The sequence below is a fragment of the Desulfothermobacter acidiphilus genome (assembly GCF_052073645.1).
GTDB classification, from domain to species: Bacteria; Bacillota; Desulfotomaculia; order Desulfotomaculales; family Ammonificaceae; genus Desulfothermobacter; species Desulfothermobacter acidiphilus.
This window is the reverse complement of sequence record NZ_CM125440.1, coordinates 1,659,332-1,676,097: the sequence shown is the minus strand read 5'-3', so window position 1 is coordinate 1,676,097 and position 16,766 is coordinate 1,659,332. Positions and strand designations below refer to the sequence as shown.

At 57.5% G+C, this 16,766-nt stretch carries 15 protein-coding genes; 14 read left to right on the top strand and 1 reads right to left on the bottom strand.

The genetic code is table 11. From position 1 onward, the window contains the following. The first annotated feature begins 5 nt into the window (after nucleotides 1-5). The 14 genes from rpe to uppP all read left to right on the top strand — a co-directional run bounded on the left by rpe (nucleotide 6) and on the right by uppP (nucleotide 16,114). Nucleotides 6-695, top strand: a complete 690-nt coding sequence (rpe, locus tag ACTLLP_RS08420; RefSeq protein WP_441061729.1) for a ribulose-phosphate 3-epimerase — start codon at nucleotides 6-8, stop codon at nucleotides 693-695. After that, complete coding sequence (gene gap, locus ACTLLP_RS08415) at nucleotides 673-1,707, top strand: type I glyceraldehyde-3-phosphate dehydrogenase (RefSeq protein ID WP_441058843.1); 1,035 nt, start codon at nucleotides 673-675, stop codon at nucleotides 1,705-1,707. Before rpe ends, gap begins: the two co-directional genes overlap by 23 nt. A 13-nt stretch (nucleotides 1,708-1,720) precedes the next feature. Further along, nucleotides 1,721-2,152, top strand: coding sequence for a LytTR family DNA-binding domain-containing protein (locus ACTLLP_RS08410; protein ID WP_441058841.1), 432 nt, complete (start codon nucleotides 1,721-1,723; stop codon nucleotides 2,150-2,152). Nucleotides 2,153-2,260: 108 nt separating this feature from the next. Continuing rightward, nucleotides 2,261-3,094 carry an IclR family transcriptional regulator gene (locus ACTLLP_RS08405; RefSeq protein WP_441058839.1) on the top strand — a complete coding sequence of 278 codons (834 nt, stop codon included), beginning with the start codon at nucleotides 2,261-2,263 and terminating at the stop codon, nucleotides 3,092-3,094. A gap of 3 nt (nucleotides 3,095-3,097) precedes the next feature. After that, nucleotides 3,098-4,801 carry an AMP-binding protein gene (locus ACTLLP_RS08400; RefSeq protein ID WP_441058837.1) on the top strand — a complete coding sequence of 568 codons (1,704 nt, stop codon included), beginning with the start codon at nucleotides 3,098-3,100 and terminating at the stop codon, nucleotides 4,799-4,801. Beyond that, complete coding sequence (locus ACTLLP_RS08395) at nucleotides 4,783-5,700, top strand: NAD(P)/FAD-dependent oxidoreductase (RefSeq protein WP_441058835.1); 918 nt, start codon at nucleotides 4,783-4,785, stop codon at nucleotides 5,698-5,700. Before ACTLLP_RS08400 ends, ACTLLP_RS08395 begins: the two co-directional genes overlap by 19 nt. A 204-nt stretch (nucleotides 5,701-5,904) precedes the next feature. Then, a complete protein-coding gene (gene acs, locus ACTLLP_RS08390) occupies nucleotides 5,905-7,875 on the top strand; it encodes an acetate--CoA ligase (RefSeq protein ID WP_441058833.1) in 1,971 nt (656 codons plus the stop codon). A 193-nt stretch (nucleotides 7,876-8,068) separates the two neighbouring features. After that, nucleotides 8,069-8,371: a DUF485 domain-containing protein gene (locus ACTLLP_RS08385; protein ID WP_441058831.1), complete on the top strand. Its 303-nt coding sequence runs from the start codon at nucleotides 8,069-8,071 to the stop codon at nucleotides 8,369-8,371. A gap of 12 nt (nucleotides 8,372-8,383) precedes the next feature. Continuing rightward, entirely contained in the window at nucleotides 8,384-9,925 is a 1,542-nt protein-coding gene (locus tag ACTLLP_RS08380; RefSeq protein WP_441058829.1) for a solute symporter family protein, read from the top strand. Continuing rightward, nucleotides 9,926-11,827, top strand: coding sequence for a DUF294 nucleotidyltransferase-like domain-containing protein (locus tag ACTLLP_RS08375; protein ID WP_441058827.1), 1,902 nt, complete (start codon nucleotides 9,926-9,928; stop codon nucleotides 11,825-11,827). 11 nt (nucleotides 11,828-11,838) lie between these two features. Beyond that, nucleotides 11,839-12,540 (top strand): 3'-5' exonuclease, encoded by a 702-nt coding sequence (locus ACTLLP_RS08370; RefSeq protein ID WP_441058825.1) that lies wholly within the window; start codon nucleotides 11,839-11,841, stop codon nucleotides 12,538-12,540. Nucleotides 12,541-12,554: 14 nt separating this feature from the next. After that, on the top strand, nucleotides 12,555-12,947 hold the full coding sequence (locus ACTLLP_RS08365) for a thioesterase family protein (protein ID WP_441058823.1): 393 nt from the start codon (nucleotides 12,555-12,557) through the stop codon (nucleotides 12,945-12,947). 176 nt (nucleotides 12,948-13,123) lie between these two features. Further along, nucleotides 13,124-15,202 carry an acetate--CoA ligase gene (acs, locus tag ACTLLP_RS08360; RefSeq protein ID WP_441058821.1) on the top strand — a complete coding sequence of 693 codons (2,079 nt, stop codon included), beginning with the start codon at nucleotides 13,124-13,126 and terminating at the stop codon, nucleotides 15,200-15,202. 123 nt (nucleotides 15,203-15,325) lie between these two features. Next, nucleotides 15,326-16,114: an undecaprenyl-diphosphatase UppP gene (uppP, locus tag ACTLLP_RS08355; protein ID WP_441058819.1), complete on the top strand. Its 789-nt coding sequence runs from the start codon at nucleotides 15,326-15,328 to the stop codon at nucleotides 16,112-16,114. 78 nt (nucleotides 16,115-16,192) lie between these two features. Here the strand turns inward: uppP and ACTLLP_RS08350 are convergent, their stop codons facing one another. Further along, nucleotides 16,193-16,654, bottom strand: coding sequence for a bifunctional nuclease family protein (locus ACTLLP_RS08350; RefSeq protein ID WP_441058817.1), 462 nt, complete (start codon nucleotides 16,652-16,654; stop codon nucleotides 16,193-16,195). Between the last annotated feature and the right edge of the window lie 112 nt (nucleotides 16,655-16,766).

Here is a 16,766-nt window from a genome sequence, read left to right as displayed (position 1 = left end):
TGAGGGTGCAGGTGGCTCCTTCGCTGCTGGCGGCGGATTTCAGCTGTCTGCGGGAGGAGATAGCCCGGGTAGAAAAAGCGGGGGTCGATTTTCTGCACCTGGACGTGATGGATGGTCATTTCGTGCCCAACCTAACCATCGGCCCTCCCGTGGTAGCCGCCTTGCGCCCCCACTCTCGCCTTCCTTTTGACGTGCACCTGATGATCGAACAGCCAGAGCGCTATGTGGAAGCCTTTTTGTCTGCGGGGGCCGATCTCATTACCGTGCACGTGGAGGCGGTAGTGCACCTGCACCGGCTGGTGCATTTTATCAAGGAGCGGGGGGCCATGGTGGGAGTGGCTTTGAACCCTAGCACCCCGGTGGTGATGGTGGAAGAGGTCTTGCCGTTGCTAGACGTGGTTCTGGTGATGTCGGTCAACCCCGGTTTCGGCGGACAGCAATTTATTCCCCAGGTGATACCCAAGATTGCTCGTTTGGCTCAAATGCTGGAGGAGAGAGGTAGCCAGGCAGCGATTGAGGTCGATGGGGGGATAGACGCTACCACCGCTCCCTTGGTGGTGGCTGCGGGAGCGCGAATTCTAGTGGCGGGTACCTATATCTTCAAGGCCGCGCGCGTGGAGGATGCGGTGCATAGGCTGCGGGCGGCCAGGGGAAAGGAGGTAGGGCCATACAATGGCTGTCAGAGTGGGAATTAACGGTTTCGGCCGTATAGGCAGAGCGGTGCTGCGAGCAGCGCTACAACGCCCCGAGCTCGAGGTGGTGGCTATCAACCATCGCTCGCGGCGACTGCCGCCGGGCCCGGGCTTCACTTCATATTTAGCCACCGCTCTGAAATACGACTCCGTGCACGGAGTGCTCCCTCTCCCCGTGGAGGGGCAGGAAGGGTTATTGTTAGTGGGGGAGCGCAGGATCATCGTGCACGCCGAGTCTGATCCGGCGGCTCTTCCCTGGGGAGAACTGGGAGTGGAGGTGGTGGTGGAAGCTACTGGATGTCTGCGTCATCGAGATCAGGCATCGGCTCATTTGCGAGCAGGAGCTCGTCGTGTGGTGATTACTGCTCCGGCTAAGCAGGTAGATCTGACGGTGGTTATGGGAGTCAACCATAGGGATTACGATCCTCAGCGCCATCACGTGCTCTCAAGCGCTTCCTGCACCACCAATTGCTTAGCTCCGGTGGTGAAAGTGCTGCACCAGCGTTTTGGGGTGTTGCACGGGTTAGTTAACACGGTGCACGCTTACACTAACGACCAGGTGTTGCTCGACATGCCGCACCGCGATCCTCGCCGGGGACGAGCGGCAGCTGCCTCTATCATCCCCACTACCACCGGAGCGGCCCAGGCCATAGGGCAGGTGCTCCCGGAGTTGGCGGGTAGGTTGGACGGCCTGGCTTTGCGGGTTCCAGTGCTAAACGTCTCGGTGCTGGATTTGGTGGTGGAGCTGGAGCAAGAGGCTTCGGTGGAGGCTATCAACACCGCTTTAGAAGAAGAGGCAGCTAATGGGCTGCGGGGAATAATGGCGGTTTGTCGAGAGCCTTTGGTTTCACGCGACTTCACTGGCGATCCTCATTCAGCGGTAGTGGATGCTCTTTCTACCATGGTGGTGGGTAAGCGCTCGGCGCGGGTGCTAGCCTGGTACGATAACGAGTGGGGCTATGCCAACCGGGTGCTAGACTTGGTAGCCCATGTGAGTGCCGAGGGAGGGACTTAAGGAGGGGAGTAGTGTGGGAGAGTTTTTGGGAAGCTTTCGGCAGCGCCTTTGGGGTTGCCTGGCCGACGAAACTAGCGGAAAAGAAGAAGAGGTCTTGCGCTATATTTCCGGTATTACACCGGAGGGAAGGATAAGGCTTATTTCGGTGCAAGAGATCGTTTACTGCAGCATCTGTTCTAAGCGCAGCCTGGTGAAAACTGAGCACGGTTCTTTTCTTTCTCGCTTTACCCTCAACGAATTAGAGAGGCGTCTGGCTCCCTTCGGATTTTTCCGCAGTCACCGTGGCTATGTGGTAAACCTCAAGTGGATAGATGAGGTAGTCTCGCTGGCCAAAGGGACCTACGATCTAGTGCTAGCCGATGCGGAACGCACCCGCATCCCTCTCTCCCGCCGCCAGGCTAAAAAGCTGCGTGCTATCCTTTGTCTGGAACGCTTCCGGCTTTAAAGCCTTCAAAAACATTACCTCTTTCCAGGTTCCGCGGTTGATGGCTGTTCTACGGGCCGTTGGAGTGCTATAATTCTCGTTAAAAAAGGATGAGGAGTGGCTCTGGTTATGAAAGCCAAGAAGGAAAAACACGGGGTGCATTCCGTAGAACGCGCCCTGGCCATCTTGGAGGCCCTAGGCACTAATCCCAAGGGGTTAGGGGTTACTCGCCTAGCCAAGGAGCTGGATTTGCATAAAAGCACGGTTCACCGCTTACTGGCCACCTTAGTGCGCTACGGTTTCGCCGAGCAAGACGAGAACAGCGAGTGTTATCGGCTGGGAATGCGTTTGGTGGCCTTGGGTCTCAACTACTTGCACCAACTGGACTTTCGCTGTGAAGTCCTACCCTATCTTAAAGAGCTGGCGGAGCTCACCGGAGAGACCACTCAGATGGGGGTGCTGGAGGGAGATGAGGTCTTTTTTCTGGAGCGGTACCAGTCGCCGGAGGCCATCACGGTTAATTTGGGTCTTAAGGCACCGGCGTACTGCTCAGCGGAAGGGAAATTGCTGCTGGCCTACTTGCCGCCGGAGCGGCTTCGCGAGTATCTGCAGCGGCAGGAGTTAAAACCTTTTACTCTTAACACCCTCAGCAACCCCGAACAGCTTTTACTACACCTGGAAAAGATAAGAGCGCAAGGTTATGCACTGAGCGCGGAGGAACTGGCGGACGGTCTTAGAGGAGTGGCTGCCCCGGTGTTCGACGCTCAGGGGCGGGTGGTGGCAGCTATTGGGGTGGCGGGTCCAGTCAACCGTTTGACGTTGGAGCGTATCCACCGGTTAGTTAATATCTTACGCGAGACCTGCTACATCGTATCGTTACGCCTAGGTTATCGCCCTGCTCGACGGCGGGAGAGCGATACCCCGGTTCCGCGTCCGAATCTTTCCTTGCAAAACGGGGGGTAAAGTATGTTTTTACCTAACCTGGAAAGATATGAGCAGGCTTATCACGCTTTTTCCTGGAGCCAAGCTGAGCTGGAATTGGGTATAGGTGGCGGCTCGCTTTTTAACCTGGCCTCCCTGGCCGTGGATCTGCCCTGTCAGCGGGGAAAGGGAGAAAAGGCTGCTTTGCGCTATTGGGATGGGGTGGAGGAGCGCAGTTTCACTTACGCCGAGCTGCGATCCTTTTCCGACCGCTTTGCCTTGGCACTGGAGAAACTGGGGGTGAATCCCGGCGACCGAGTGGCTTTCTTTGGGCCCCCCATTCCCGAACTCTATTTTACTTTCCTGGGTACTATCAAGCGAGGCGCCATAGCCGTGCCTCTATTTGAGGGGTACATGCCCGAGGCCTTGAGCCGCCTCCTGCAGATGGCTAAGCCCAAGGTGGTGGTCACTACCAGCATTAACCGCTCCCGCATCGACTGGCGTTCCGTCCCCGGTCTGGAGCATGTGCTGGTAATCGGGCTAATGGAGGCGCGCTCCACCGGCGGGATCATGAGTTGGTACCGGGCGGTGGGGGAGGCCGTGGGTGAGCCCAAGGTGGTGCCCGTGCGAGGAGAAGACCCCTTTGTCCTCCTCTTTACTTCGGGCTCCACCGGCCATCCCAAAGGCATCCTATTGCCCCATCGGGCGGCGGTGCATTATTACCAAACGGGTAGGTGGGTGCTCGATCTCCAGGAGGGGGACGTTTACTGGTGCACGGCTGGTCTGAGCTGGGTTACCGGAGTGGCTTATGGCGTGTTGGCTCCCTGGCTTAATCAGGGCACCGCGGTGGTTTATGGGGGGGATCTCAGTCCTTCCCGCATTTATGAAACCCTGCGGCGTCTGGGCGTTACCGTTTGGTACACCACGCCCATGATTCTCCGGACCCTGATGGCGGCGGAGGAAGCGCTGCCACCTTTGAATCACCGCTTGCGTCACATCCTTACCGTGGGCGAGGCCCTTAACCCGGCGCTGGTGCGATGGGCTCGAGCGGTTTTTGGAGTGGAAATTTACGACACTTGGTTTATGACCGAGACCGGGGGACATATGATCGCCAATTTCCGCTGCTTACCTCTCCGGGCCGGCTCTATGGGTAAACCTATTCCTGGTGTCCAGGTGGCGGTTCTGGATCAGGAGGGTAAAGAATTGGGGCCTTATGAAATAGGAGAGCTGGCTTTGCGGGCTCCTTGGCCGGCGATGTTCCAAGGTGTCTGGCGCGAGGAGGAGCGCTACCAGGAGTATTTTCGCTTCGCTCCCTGGTATCTCACGGGGGACTTGGTTTACCGAGATGCCGAGGGTTATCTATGGTATCAGGGGCGGGCCGACGACCTCATAAAGGTGGGGGAGAAACGCGTGGGTCCCTGCGAGATAGAGAGCGAATTGTTGGAGCATCCGGCGGTGCTAGAAGCGGGGGTTATAGGTAAGCCCGATTTCTGGCGGGGTGAGCGCATCAAAGCCTTTCTCGCCTTGCGGCCGGGCTATCAGTGGAATGCTCGCTTGCAGACGGAAATTACTCACTTCATCCGCACCCGCCTGGCGGACTACCTGGTTCCCCAAGAATTTGAAATCCTGCCCCGGCTACCCCGGACTCCCAACGGTAAGCTTTTGCGGCGGGTGCTGAAGGCCTGGGATATGGGATTACCTTGTGATGATGGAAGTGGGAGGGGTGCAGTTTGGAAGAACGGTCGGTAATTATAGTGGGGGGAGGACCGGCGGGTTTGATGGCTAGTATTTACGCTGCCCGAGCAGGGCTTTCTCCTCTGCTGATCGAGCGCGGTGCGCTGGGAGGGAAAGTGCGGTTTACTGAGCGCTTGGAAAATTTTCCTGGGTTCTCGCAGGGAGTGGAGGGGCAAAAACTTATAACCGAGATGGAAAGCCAGGCTCGCCGCTTTGGGGTGCAATTTGTTTCCGCGGACATCGTCATGGTGCAAACGGCGGATGGCTGTTTGGAAGTCTTAGGCAATGGCCTGGGGATTCGAGCTGAGACGTTGATCGTGGCGACCGGGACTGGTCCCCGCCCGCTAGGGGTTCCGGGTGAAGATCGTCTGCGGGGCAAGGGGGTTTCCTACTGCGCTTTGAGCGATGCCTCCCTTTTTTGTCACCGGGAAGTGGCGGTGGTTGGAGGAGGCGACTCGGCGGTGAAGGAGGCTCTCTTTCTTTCCCGTTACGCCGATAGGGTTTACATTATTCACCGCCGCGACGCTCTGCGTGCTGCCCAGGTGCTGCAGCGTGAGGCCATGAACAATCCCAAAATCACTTTCGTATGGGACTCGGTGGTGACGGAGGTCCTCGGAAAGGACTGGGTGGAAGGGGTCAAGGTGCGTAATCTGAAGACGGCGGCTGAAGACTTCCTGGAGGTTTCGGGGCTGGTGGTGTTCATCGGTAACCAGCCTAATTCGGGATTAGTGGGACAGTTGGTTGAGCTCGACCCCCACGGGTTTATTGTTACCAATGAGGAAATGCGCACTTCTCATCCTCATATCTGGGCGGCTGGGGATGTGCGCCGCAAGCGTCTGCGGGACGCGGTCACAGCGGTGGCCGATGGCGCCTTGGCGGCTACGGTGGCGCACGGCTTTGTTCGTCGCCGGTAAGACTGCCGTCCTTTCTGCTGGGTGGGGACGGCAATTTTAGAGCCCGTTTTTGTTTCGCAGAGCGAAACACTAATTCTGCAATTCGGTACAGAAATCTGACCACTGACCGAGGAAAAACGGCCACGTGGCGGTAAAGGCTGTATTTCTCTCCTCCTTTCTTTTAAGCTGGTTTTAAGCGCATAAACTTAGGGGAGGAGAGATTCTATGGCTCAGAGCGGGAAAATGGTGTTGCCGGAGGAGCAAGTTTTTTACCCTCCGGAGCGCTTTGTCCGGCAGGCTAACGTTAAGAGCCGGGAAATATACGCTAAGGCGCAAGCCAGTCCGGAGCTCTTTTGGGCTCTTCAGGCCGAGCGGCTGGAGTGGTTCCGTAAGTGGGATAAGGTGCTAGAGTGGGAGCCGCCTTTCGCTCGCTGGTTTGTTAACGCCAAGCTCAATGTGTGCTATAACTGCGTGGATCGGCATTTGAAGACTTGGCGGCGCAATAAAGCGGCCCTGCTTTTCGAGGGCGAGCCTGGCGATAAACAGGTCTATACCTATTGGGACCTGTACCAGGAGGTGGGACGGCTGGCCGCGGCGCTGCAGCGCTTGGGAGTGAAAAAGGGCGATCGAGTTGCTATTTACCTCCCCATGATTCCCCAGCTGCCCATCGCCATGCTGGCCTGTGCTCGCATTGGAGCTCCGCACCTCGTGATATTTGGAGGCTTCAGCGCCGAGGCCCTGCGCGACAGGATCAACGACGCGGGGGCCAAGGTGCTCATTACCGCTGATGGAGGCTGGCGCCGAGGTAAAGTGGTACCCTTGCTTCGCAACGCTCGGCTGGCCCTAGACGCCACCCCTTCGGTGGAGAAGGTGGTGGTGGTGCAACGGGTGGGACAGGAAATGGAGCTCCTTTCTCCCACGGAGTGCTGGTATCACGAGCTCCTGGAAGAGGAAACCCCCTGTCCCCCGGAAGAAATGGATAGCGAGGACATGCTCTTTATCCTTTATACCAGCGGCACTACCGGCCGTCCCAAAGGGGTGGTGCACACCAGCGGCGGTTATTTGGTGGGAGTCACCACCACTCTGCATATGACTTTTGACCTTAAAGACGAGGATGTTTATTGGTGCACGGCTGACTGCGGCTGGATTACCGGGCACAGTTACCTGGTGTACGGCCCTCTGGCCAACGGTGCCACTGTGCTTCTATACGAAGGAGCTCCCGACTGGCCTCGGCCTGATCGTTTCTGGCAGATCATCGAGCGCTACGGAGTCACCATCTTTTACACCGCTCCCACAGCTATTCGGGCTTTTATGCGCTGGGGTGAGCAATGGTTGGACGGGCGTAATCTTTCTTCCCTGCGCCTCCTGGGCACGGTGGGCGAGCCCATTAACCCCGAAGCCTGGCTATGGTTTTACCAGTATGTGGGGCAGGGACGCTGCCCGGTGGTGGATACCTGGTGGCAGACGGAGACAGGGATGCATATCATTGCTGCCCTGCCGGGAATAACCCCTCTCAAGCCCGGCTCGGCCACTGTACCTCTGCCTGGTCTCAAGGTAGAAGTGGTGGACAAAGAGGGAAACCCCGTGCCTCCGGGCCAGGACGGGTTGCTGGTATTGAAAGAGCCGTGGCCAGCTATGATGCGTACCGTTTACGGGGACGAGGAGCGCTACGTGCAGGAGTATTGGAGCCGGTTCCCTGGAAAGTGGTATTATTTCGCCGGCGACGGGGCGCGAAAGGATAACCATCACTACCTGTGGATCCTGGGACGGGTGGACGATGTCGTTAATGTTGCGGGGCACCGCATGAGCACCATGGAGCTAGAAAGCGCTCTGGTGGAACATCCCACGGTGGCGGAAGCGGCGGTGATCGGCAAGCCCCACGAAATTAAGGGTCAAGCTATAGTAGCCTTTGTCACCCTGAAAGACGAGATCTTCGCTGCCATCAAGAGGGGGGAGTGGAGCTGGCGTGAGACCGAAGACGAACTCAAGGCTCACGTTACGGTAAAGATAGGGGCCATCGCTCGACCCGATAACATTTACTTCACCGCTGAACTCCCCAAAACCCGCAGCGGCAAGATTATGCGGCGGCTGCTCCGTGCTATCGCCGAGGGCAAGATTTTGGGCGACATCTCCACCCTGGCCAACCCGGAGGTCATAGCTGAGCTTAAGCGTCGCTACGGCGACCAAGAGGTCTAAAAAGCCGCTCGAATGGTTAATTAATAGAACTGAGTTTCATTTACTTGCGAAGACCCCACCGCTTATGGCAGGTGGGGTCTTCTTTTTGTCCTTTTGGGGTGCATTGGGCTGCTGGTTTTTAAACGGGCAGTAAAATTAGAACAGCGTTTCGCACTAAACTTGAAATTTATTCGCTGAAAGGGGGTGTGGCTAGGTGAAGACCGGGCAAAAAGAGATGGCCCAATCGGCTCCGTTCCGCCGCTTAATTGCTTTGCGCTGGACGGTGGCCACGGTGTTGCTGGTAGTGGTGATGGGGGTTTACTACTCTTTCGTGGCCGTGGCCGGAGGCCCGCGCTATCTGCTTACGCCCATGGTGGAGAAGCTTCCTTCGCTGTGGTTTTGGCTGGGAGTGGCGGTTATCGCTATAGGTCTCGCAGCGACGGCGACTTACGTGTTATGGGCCAATCTGGTTTACGACCGCTTGGCGGAAAAGTTGGCTAAAGAAGTGGAACAATAAGGGGGGACTTAGATGCCGGTTACTTCGCTCGGGCAACCCACTGCTTCTGGGATTTTCTTCTTTCTGCTTTTTGTGGCCGTGTCGCTGTTGATCACTTACTGGGCTTCCCGGCGCACCCGCACCGCGGTGGACTATTACGCTGCTGCCCGCAGCATCTCTGCGGCTCAAAACGGTTTGGCTTTAGCCGGTGACTATCTGAGCGCTGCTTCCTTTCTGGGTATCGCCGGTTTGGTGGCCCTTAAGGGCATTGACGGCATGATTTACGCCATCGGCTTTCTGGTGGGGTGGCCAGTATTGCTCTACCTGGTAGCCGAACCGCTGCGTAACCTGGGCAAGTTTACTTTTGCCGACGTGCTGGCTTACCGTCTGCAAAACCGCCCTATCCGCATAGCGGCAGGACTCGGCTCCATCCTTACCGTGCTCGCCTACACCACGGCGCAGATGGTGGGAGCTGGCAACCTGGTGAAATTGATGTTTGGTATCGACTACAACGTGTCTATCTTCATTGTGGGCATAGTTATGCTGATATATGTTCTCTTTGGCGGTATGATCGCCACCACCTGGGTGCAGATCGTTAAGGCTATCTTGCTCCTTATTGGAGTCACCTTAATGATCATTCTGGGCATGGGCAAGTTTGATTTTAGCGTCACCAAGCTCATGGCCGAGGTAGGGGCCAAGTACGGTCGCTCGATGCTGGAGCCCGGGCCGGTGAACACTAATATCTGGGAAGCCATCTCGCTGGGTCTAGGGCTAATGTTCGGGCCTCTGGGTCTGCCCCACATCTTGATGCGCTTCTACACGGTGCCTAACGCCAAGGAGGCGCGCAAATCGCTCCTATGGGCCACCTGGTGGATAGCTTATTTCTACTGCCTCATTCCCATAGGTGGCTTGCTGGCGGTGGCTCTGGTGGGCAAGCAAATCATTGCCCAGGTAGACAAGGGCGGCAATATGGCTGCTCCCCTGCTGGCCGAGCTCTTGGGCGGTACTCCTTTCCTAGGTTTTTTGGCAGCGGTGGCCTTCGCTACCATACTGGCGGTGGTGGCGGGACTCACGCTGGCTGGAGCCTCGGCCCTTTCGCACGACATCTACGTTAACGTACTCAAGAGGGGCAAAGCCACGGAGGCCGAGCAGGTGCGGGTGGCTCGAGGAGCTACCCTGGTAATGGGGCTGCTGGCCATCTTGCTGGGCATTATCTTCAAAGGGCAGAACGTGGCTTTTATGGTGGGTCTGGCCTTCGCCATAGCGTGCAGCGCTAACTTCCCGGCTCTATTCCTCTCCATTGTGTGGCGGCGTCTCAGCACGGTGGGGGCCACGGCGGCTATCGTGGTGGGAGCTTTGACGGCGGCCACCTTGATCTTCCTAAGTCCTACCGTTTGGGTGGATGTGCTCAAGCACAGCGCGCCCATTTTCCCGCTCAAGAACCCAGCTTTGATTTCCATGCCCATTGGTTTCGTAGTGGCCATCGTAGGTTCATTGCTCTGTCCTGACAAGGAAGCGCAGGCGAAGTTCGAGGCCCAGAAAATTCGCTCTTATCTGGCTGTGGGGGCGGAGTAGATGGCCGGAGAGCACGAGGAGCTCTGCCGCTCTATGCCACCTTTCGCTGCCCTCTCGGAGGCCGGTTGGGAGAAGGTCAGGCAGGAGTTGCGTTATGAGATGTATTCCCCGGGAAGCTACATCTTTCGGTGGGGGGAGCCTTCCCGGGGCTTCCTCTTTTTCGTGGTGACCGGGCTGGTGGAACTGGTGGTGCCTACAGCGGAAGGCAGGGAGCAGGTGGTGAGCCTGCGCTCCTCAAACGAGTTTTTTGGGGAGACAGTGTTCTTCACCGCGGGAACTTACCCAGCTTCCAGCCGAGTGGTAGAAGAAACTACTTGCTGCTTACTTTCCCAGGAACTTTGCCAGCGGCTGATGCGGGAAGAGTCCGCTTTCGCTATCTCTCTGGCAGCCCTGCTGGCCGATCGGATAAGACAGCTATGGGCGGAAGTGATCCGGGAGCGCTACGCCAGCCGGGTGGAAGAGCGTCCTTTGCGCCGCCGCCTCTACGAGATCATGAGCACCCCGGTGCAAACCTGCGTGCCTGAGTGCACCCTGGCGGTTGTTGCCGACAAGCTTTCCCGTCACGGAATAAGTTCGGTAGTGGTGGTGGACTCCAGCGGGCGCCCCCTGGGACTGGTCACCGAGAAAGAGTTGGTGAAGTCCATAGCTCGTCCCGGCTTCAACCCGGAGCGAGAAAAAGTAGGGGAGGTTATGCGGCGCGACCTTCTGATACTTTCCCCCGGTGCCCTGAGCCGGGAAGCTCTTTTGGGGATGGTGCAGCGGCAGGTCAAGCATGTGGTGGTGGCGGAGAAAGACCGGCTCTGCGGAATCGTGACTCTCTCCGATCTCCTGCGTAGCCAGAACCTGGATGCGGTGAGCGCAGTGGCCCAGATCGAGCGCGCTTCCAACCCTAAAGCTATGCGAGAGGTAATGCCTCAATTGGAGCGGGTGGTGGCCGGACTGGTGCAGGGCGGGGCTACGGCGGCGGAAATTGGCCCGCTGATCGCGGAGTTTTACGACAGGCTCACCGCCCGCCTGCTCGCTTTCGCTGAGACCGAGCTACAGCAAGAGGGTTGGGGCAAACCACCGACCGGTTATTGCTGGCTCACTATGGGCAGCGGGGGCAGGAAAGAGCAGCTTTACCCCACCGACCAGGACAACGCTCTGATTTACGCTGATCCCCCACCCGAAGAAGAGGAACGCTTCCGATCTTTCTTCCTGACCCTGGGGCGCAAGGTGAGCGAATATCTAGCGGAACTCGGCTTCTCCTACTGTCCGGGCGAGGTAATGGCAAGCAATCCTTTATGGTGCCGCTCACTCAAGGGCTGGAAGGAGAGTCTGTGGGATTGGCTACGACATCCTACCGGCGACTGGGTCCGGAAAATGACCATCTTTCTCGATTTCCGCCCGGTGTTCGGTCGCTTTGAGCTGGCCCAGACCCTGAGGGAAGCCGTGTTTAAGGGGCTGGAAGCTCAACCGGGGGTGTTGGTGTTGCTGGCCCAGGATGCTCTAAGCAAGCGATTGCCGCTGGGTCCTTTTCGCCAACTACTGACGGAAAAGTCTGGGCCGCATAAGCACGAACTCGATCTCAAGCGAGGAGTGCTCATCCATTTTGTGGACTGCGTGCGCCTCTTCGCCTTGCGGGAGAAAATCGAGGCCACCTCCACCTTCGCCCGGTTGGAAGCTCTGGCCGAGCGAGGAGTGTTTTCGATCGAGGACGCGGAAGAGTTTCGACGCGCTTACGATACGGTGCTAACCTTGCGGCTCAAGCTTTACCTGGAGAGCCGGGCGGGCAGAACTGTCTTTTCTAATTACGTTAATCCCCGTAACTTGAGTCCCAGGGAGCAAAGCGCTTTGCGTCAGGCGCTGGTGGCGGCGACGCGTTTGCATTTTCTGGTGGGCAAAGCTTTCCGGCTGGGTTAGGAGGGAAGGATGTGGCTTACGGCAGCCTTAAACATAACTGGCTGATGGCCTGGCGGTTGGGATCTAAAGCGTATTCTTCTACCCTCCGAGACTTAATAGCTCAGATCAACGCCCGCAAGGATCCGAACCGGCCTCTTGCCGAGGTGGAGTTTGTGGCTTTCGATTTGGAGACCACAGGGCTCAAACCGGGCGCGGGGGACGAAATCATTGCTCTGGGAGCGGTGCGCTTGCGGGGCAACAGACTTTTCTACCCGGCTTTCGACCAACTGGTGCGTCCCCGTCGCCCAGTGCCCCCGGTGGTAGAAGAACTAACTGGCTTGAGCACTGACCGCTTGCGTTGGGCTCCAACGCTAGCTTCGGTTTTGCCCCTTTTCCTAGCTTACCTTTCCAGGGGCTTGCCTCTGGGTTTTAACGTGGCTTTCGATCTGGCGTTTTTAAACCAAGCGCTGAAACCCCATGGGAAGTTGAGCGAGCAGGCGGTGCTGGATGTGTGGGCGGTGGCGCGAGCTCTGGACCCTCGTTGGGAACACGCTACCATGGACGCGCTGGCCGCCTCACTTCAGGTAGATTTGACGGGGAGGCACACCGCTTTGGGGGACGCCATCATCCATGCTTGTCTATGGCAGAGATTGAATGCGCGACTTGCTGCTCTAGGAGTTTATACCTTGCAGGATTTATACAGCTTTCTATGGCTACGCTTACGGCACTGCTAAGGAGGGTGATTACGGTGAATTTGCAACCAGGGTTGCGAGGATGGGCCAGTCGCGTGGTGAAAGAGGAGGATACGGCCATAGCTCAGGGCAGCGGGGTCGTGCCGGCTCTGGCCACCCCGCGCCTTCTAGCGCTTATGGAGGCGGCTGCAATGGCAGCGGTGGATTCGCTTCTCCCCCCCGAAGCCACCACTGTCGGAGTTGGCGTCGAGCTCCAGCACCTAGCTCCCACGCCGGTGGGGATGGAGGTCACGGCGGTGGCGGAGTTAGTGGAGGTGGAGGGTAGAAAGCTGGTCTTTCAGGTTGAAGCCCGGGATCAGAGAGAGCTCATCGGCCGGGGGAAGCACGAGCGGGTGGTGGTGGATGTGGCCCGATTTCTGTCCCGGGTTCAGAGCAAGCGCTCCGGCTGAGTTCGGTTCATCTGGTGAAACCATGGTTTCATTTTGCTACCGGTCGGGGGCAGCAAATGACCGCTCCCTGCAGCAATTCGACCGTTAGCTGGCGTTCGCTTGGTGGCTTGGGGGCTTAGGTTCTACACTCAGCAGGGATAGACTGTGAGCAAACTTTAGGAGGGGGTAAAGTAGCTATGGGTCAGGAGGCGGCTCAACCCTTGGAAAGTGGTGGCCAGGAAAAAATCTACGAGGAATTTGATCGGCGCATCATCCCGCCCAGTTGGATTGACCGGGCCTGGACCGCAGAGGACTACCGGAATTTTCACGCCGAAACTGTTAAGGATAAAGCGGCTATAGAAGCCTTTTGGGCCGAGTGGGCCGAGAAACTCCCCTGGCTCAAAAAGTGGGACACTGTCCTCGACGACAGTAACCCTCCTTTTTATCGCTGGTTCGTGGGAGGGCAGACCAACCTGGCTTATTTAGCCGTTGACTGGCAGATCAAGCAAGGTAGGAAGCATAAGGTAGCCTTCATCTGGGAAGGCGAGCCCTGGGACGAAGTCAAGCGGGAACCTAAGGAAGTGCGAAAGATCACCTATTATGACCTCTACCGGGAATCGAACCGCCTGGCTTTCGCTCTGAGGGAGAAGCTCCGGGTGCGAAAAGGAGAAATCATCACCCTTTACCTGCCCATGATTCCGGAAGTGACTTACTATATGCTGGCGCTGCAACGCCTAGGAGCGGCTCATAGCATTGTCTTTTCTGGCTTCAGCGCCCAGGCCTTGGCCCAGCGGGTTCTGGACGCTGGTTCCCGTATTATCGTCACCGCCGACGGCCTTTACCGGCGGGGCCGGGTCATTCCCTTGAAGCCCATGGTGGACGAGGCGGTGCGTATTTGCGCCGAAAAGGGGCATAAGGTGGAACAGGTAATCGTGGTGCGACGCGTAGGGCTGGAGAACCTGGCCTGGGAAGAGGAGCGTGATCTCTGGCACCACCGTTTTGTGAGGGGCATCAGCCGCAACGTAGAAGTGGAGCCGTCGGCGAATGGTTCGGAGGACATGAGCTTTATCCTTTACACTTCCGGGACGACGGGCACGCCCAAGGGGGTTCAACATTCGGTAGGCGGCTACGCCGTGGGCGTTTACACCACTACTAAACTCATTTTCGACCTTAACGACGAGGACGTTTATTTTTGCACGGCCGACGTGGGCTGGATCACCGGGCACAGCTATGTGGTCTATGGTCCGCTGATGGTAGGAGCCACTTCGGTAATTTACGAGGGCTCTCCTGATTATCCAACCCCTGACCGGTGGTGGAATATCATTCACCGGCACGGGGTGACGGTCTTTTACACCGCTCCCACGGCGGTGCGAATGCTCATGAAATTCCCCGAAGAGTTCGTGCACCGCTATGATCTTTCTTCGCTGCGGATAGTCAACACAGTGGGCGAGCCCATCAATCCCGAAGCTTTCAACTGGTACTTCCGCAACCTAGGCAAAGAGAACATCGTGGCCTCCAGCTGCTGGTGGATGACCGAGACCGGCCAGATGATCCTGGCCCACACCCCGGGCCTGGGTAAAATATATCCCCTCAAGCCCGGAACCAACGGTTTTCCCATCCCCGGCGTCAACGTAGAAGTAGTGGACGACGAAGGCAAGCCATGCCCGCCGGGAGTTCGCGGCCACCTGGTGGTTACCACCCCCTGGCCAGCCATGTTGATGACTGTGTTCAAGGATCCTCAGCGTTACATCGATAGCTACTGGAGCAAATATCCGGGCTGTTTTCTTACCGCTGACTTCGCCGTTAAAGACCCCGAGGGCTACATCTGGGTGCTGGGTCGGGCCGACGATGTTTTGAAGATCGCGGGACACCGCATCGGCACGGCCGAGGTGGAATCGGCCATGGTGCTGCACCCGGCGGTGGCGGAAGCCGCCTGCGTGGGCCGTCCCGACCCCATTAAGGGAGAGGTTCCAGTGGTCTTCACCGTGCTGCGCCACGGCTTCATGGGCGAGCCGGAGTTGGTGGACGAGATCAAGCAGCATTTGCGCAAGGTCATTGGTCCAATTGTAGCCACCGATGTGGTGGTCGTCTTCGTGGATAATCTTCCCAAGACCCGTAGCGGCAAAATCATGCGTCGCGTCTTGAGGGCGGTGATCCACGGGCAGCCCATGGGCGATGTAACCACCTTAGAGGACGGAGTGGCCGTAGAAGAGGCTTCCAAGGCTTATCAGCAGATCAAAGCGGCTTTGAGGGAAACGGCTTCTACTGGCGAGTAAGCTCTTAAGCTACAGGCGGGGCCCCATTCGGTGGGGCCCTTAACATTTGTGGTAGGGAAAGCATTCCTTGGCGTAGAATTGCACTAGCTAATCCGCTTTAACTAGCGAAAGGAGGCTTAGCTTTTGGGCTTTACCGAAGCTATTGTGCTGGGAATAGTTCAAGGCTTGGGAGAATTTCTTCCTATCTCTAGTTCGGCGCATCTGGTGCTGGTTCCTTGGCTTTTTAACTGGCCAGACCCCGGTCTGGCCTTCGACGTGGCGCTGCACCTGGGAACGTTGGTGGCGGTGGTAGCTTATTTTTGGCGTGACTGGTTAGAGCTTATTCACAAGGGGCTGCGTCAAGCGAGTTCGCGGGAAGGGCGTCTCTTCTGGTACCTGGTGCTGGCCACCATTCCTGGGGGTTTGGCGGGCCTGGCGTTAGAACACCAGGCGGAAACCGTCTTTCGCGAACCATGGCTGGTAGGATTAATGCTCATCGTAATGGGAGCGGCGCTTTATTTGGCCGATCACAAGGGGCTTCGCTCGCTCAACCTGTGGGGTATAAGTTGGCGGGAAGCTTTGCTCATTGGTCTGGCCCAGGCTTTCGCCATTATCCCTGGGGTTTCGCGCTCGGGGGTTACCATAGCTGCGGCCCGAGCTCTGGGGATAAGGCGGGAGGCAGCTACCCGGTTTTCCTTCCTGCTCTCCACGCCCATTATTCTGGGGGCAGGTCTGGTTAAACTCAAAGATCTCACGCCGGCCGATCTCACCCTGTGCTTTTTCAGCGGGGTGGCTGTGGCGGCTTTGACTGGTTTCGCCGCCATAGCTTTTCTTCTACGCTTCGTGACCACCCACAACTTTAACATCTTTGTCTGGTACCGGTTTCTGCTGGGCGCGACCGTGTTTTTACTTTACTGGTTGCGTTTCTCCTAGAAAGAAAAGGTAAGAAAAGATAGCCTGACACGACCCCTCTAGACGAGAGGCCGTGTCCGGTTTTCCTTGGTGGCTGCCTCAGTGAAGCTTCTTCTCCTCGGGCAGGCGCAGGATGCGGGATTCTTCCGTCTCCGGACTATACAGTTCTTCCGGACTCAGGGTGTAATCAGCCACTTTTTCGGCGATGAAGATGGGGGATAGAGTGCGCAGGGCTAGAGCCACCGCGTCGCTGGGGCGCGCGTCGATAACGGCTTCCTGGTTATTGGCTAGAAGATGAAGCTCGGCGTAATAGGTTCCATCGCGCACATCGGTGATAATCACACTTTTGACCTCGGCTCCCAATTGGTCGCAGACGGTTTTCAAAAGGTCGTGGGTTAAAGGCCGCCCGATGCTGGCCCCTTCCAAGGCCAGTGCGATGGAATGCGCTTCAAAAGGGCCGATCCATATGGGTAGGAGCCGCTTGCCCGCTTCATCGGTCAGTAGTAGTACGGGATTCATGGCGACGTCGAAAGCGATTTCCTTCACCTTTACCGGGATCATAAAGGTTCACCTCCCGTACCTGGCGGTAAGATATGCTATTAATTGCTATTCTACATCTCCCCTTACTTTTTCCTGCTGCTCCGAACGCGATACGAGGGCCACCCCCTAAAAC

Bases quoted from the DNA above. Each gene is read 5' to 3' on its own strand.
- gap (WP_441058843.1), top strand. From the start codon at position 673: ATGGCTGTCAGAGTGGGAATTAACGGTTTCGGCCGTATAGGCAGAGCG.
- ACTLLP_RS08405 (WP_441058839.1), top strand. From the start codon at position 2,261: ATGAAAGCCAAGAAGGAAAAACACGGGGTGCATTCCGTAGAACGCGCC.
- acs (WP_441058821.1), top strand. From the start codon at position 13,124: ATGGGTCAGGAGGCGGCTCAACCCTTGGAAAGTGGTGGCCAGGAAAAA.
- acs (WP_441058833.1), top strand. From the start codon at position 5,905: ATGGCTCAGAGCGGGAAAATGGTGTTGCCGGAGGAGCAAGTTTTTTAC.
- ACTLLP_RS08375 (WP_441058827.1), top strand. From the start codon at position 9,926: ATGGCCGGAGAGCACGAGGAGCTCTGCCGCTCTATGCCACCTTTCGCT.
- ACTLLP_RS08350 (WP_441058817.1), bottom strand. From the start codon at position 16,654: ATGATCCCGGTAAAGGTGAAGGAAATCGCTTTCGACGTCGCCATGAAT.
- ACTLLP_RS08400 (WP_441058837.1), top strand. From the start codon at position 3,098: ATGTTTTTACCTAACCTGGAAAGATATGAGCAGGCTTATCACGCTTTT.
- ACTLLP_RS08380 (WP_441058829.1), top strand. From the start codon at position 8,384: ATGCCGGTTACTTCGCTCGGGCAACCCACTGCTTCTGGGATTTTCTTC.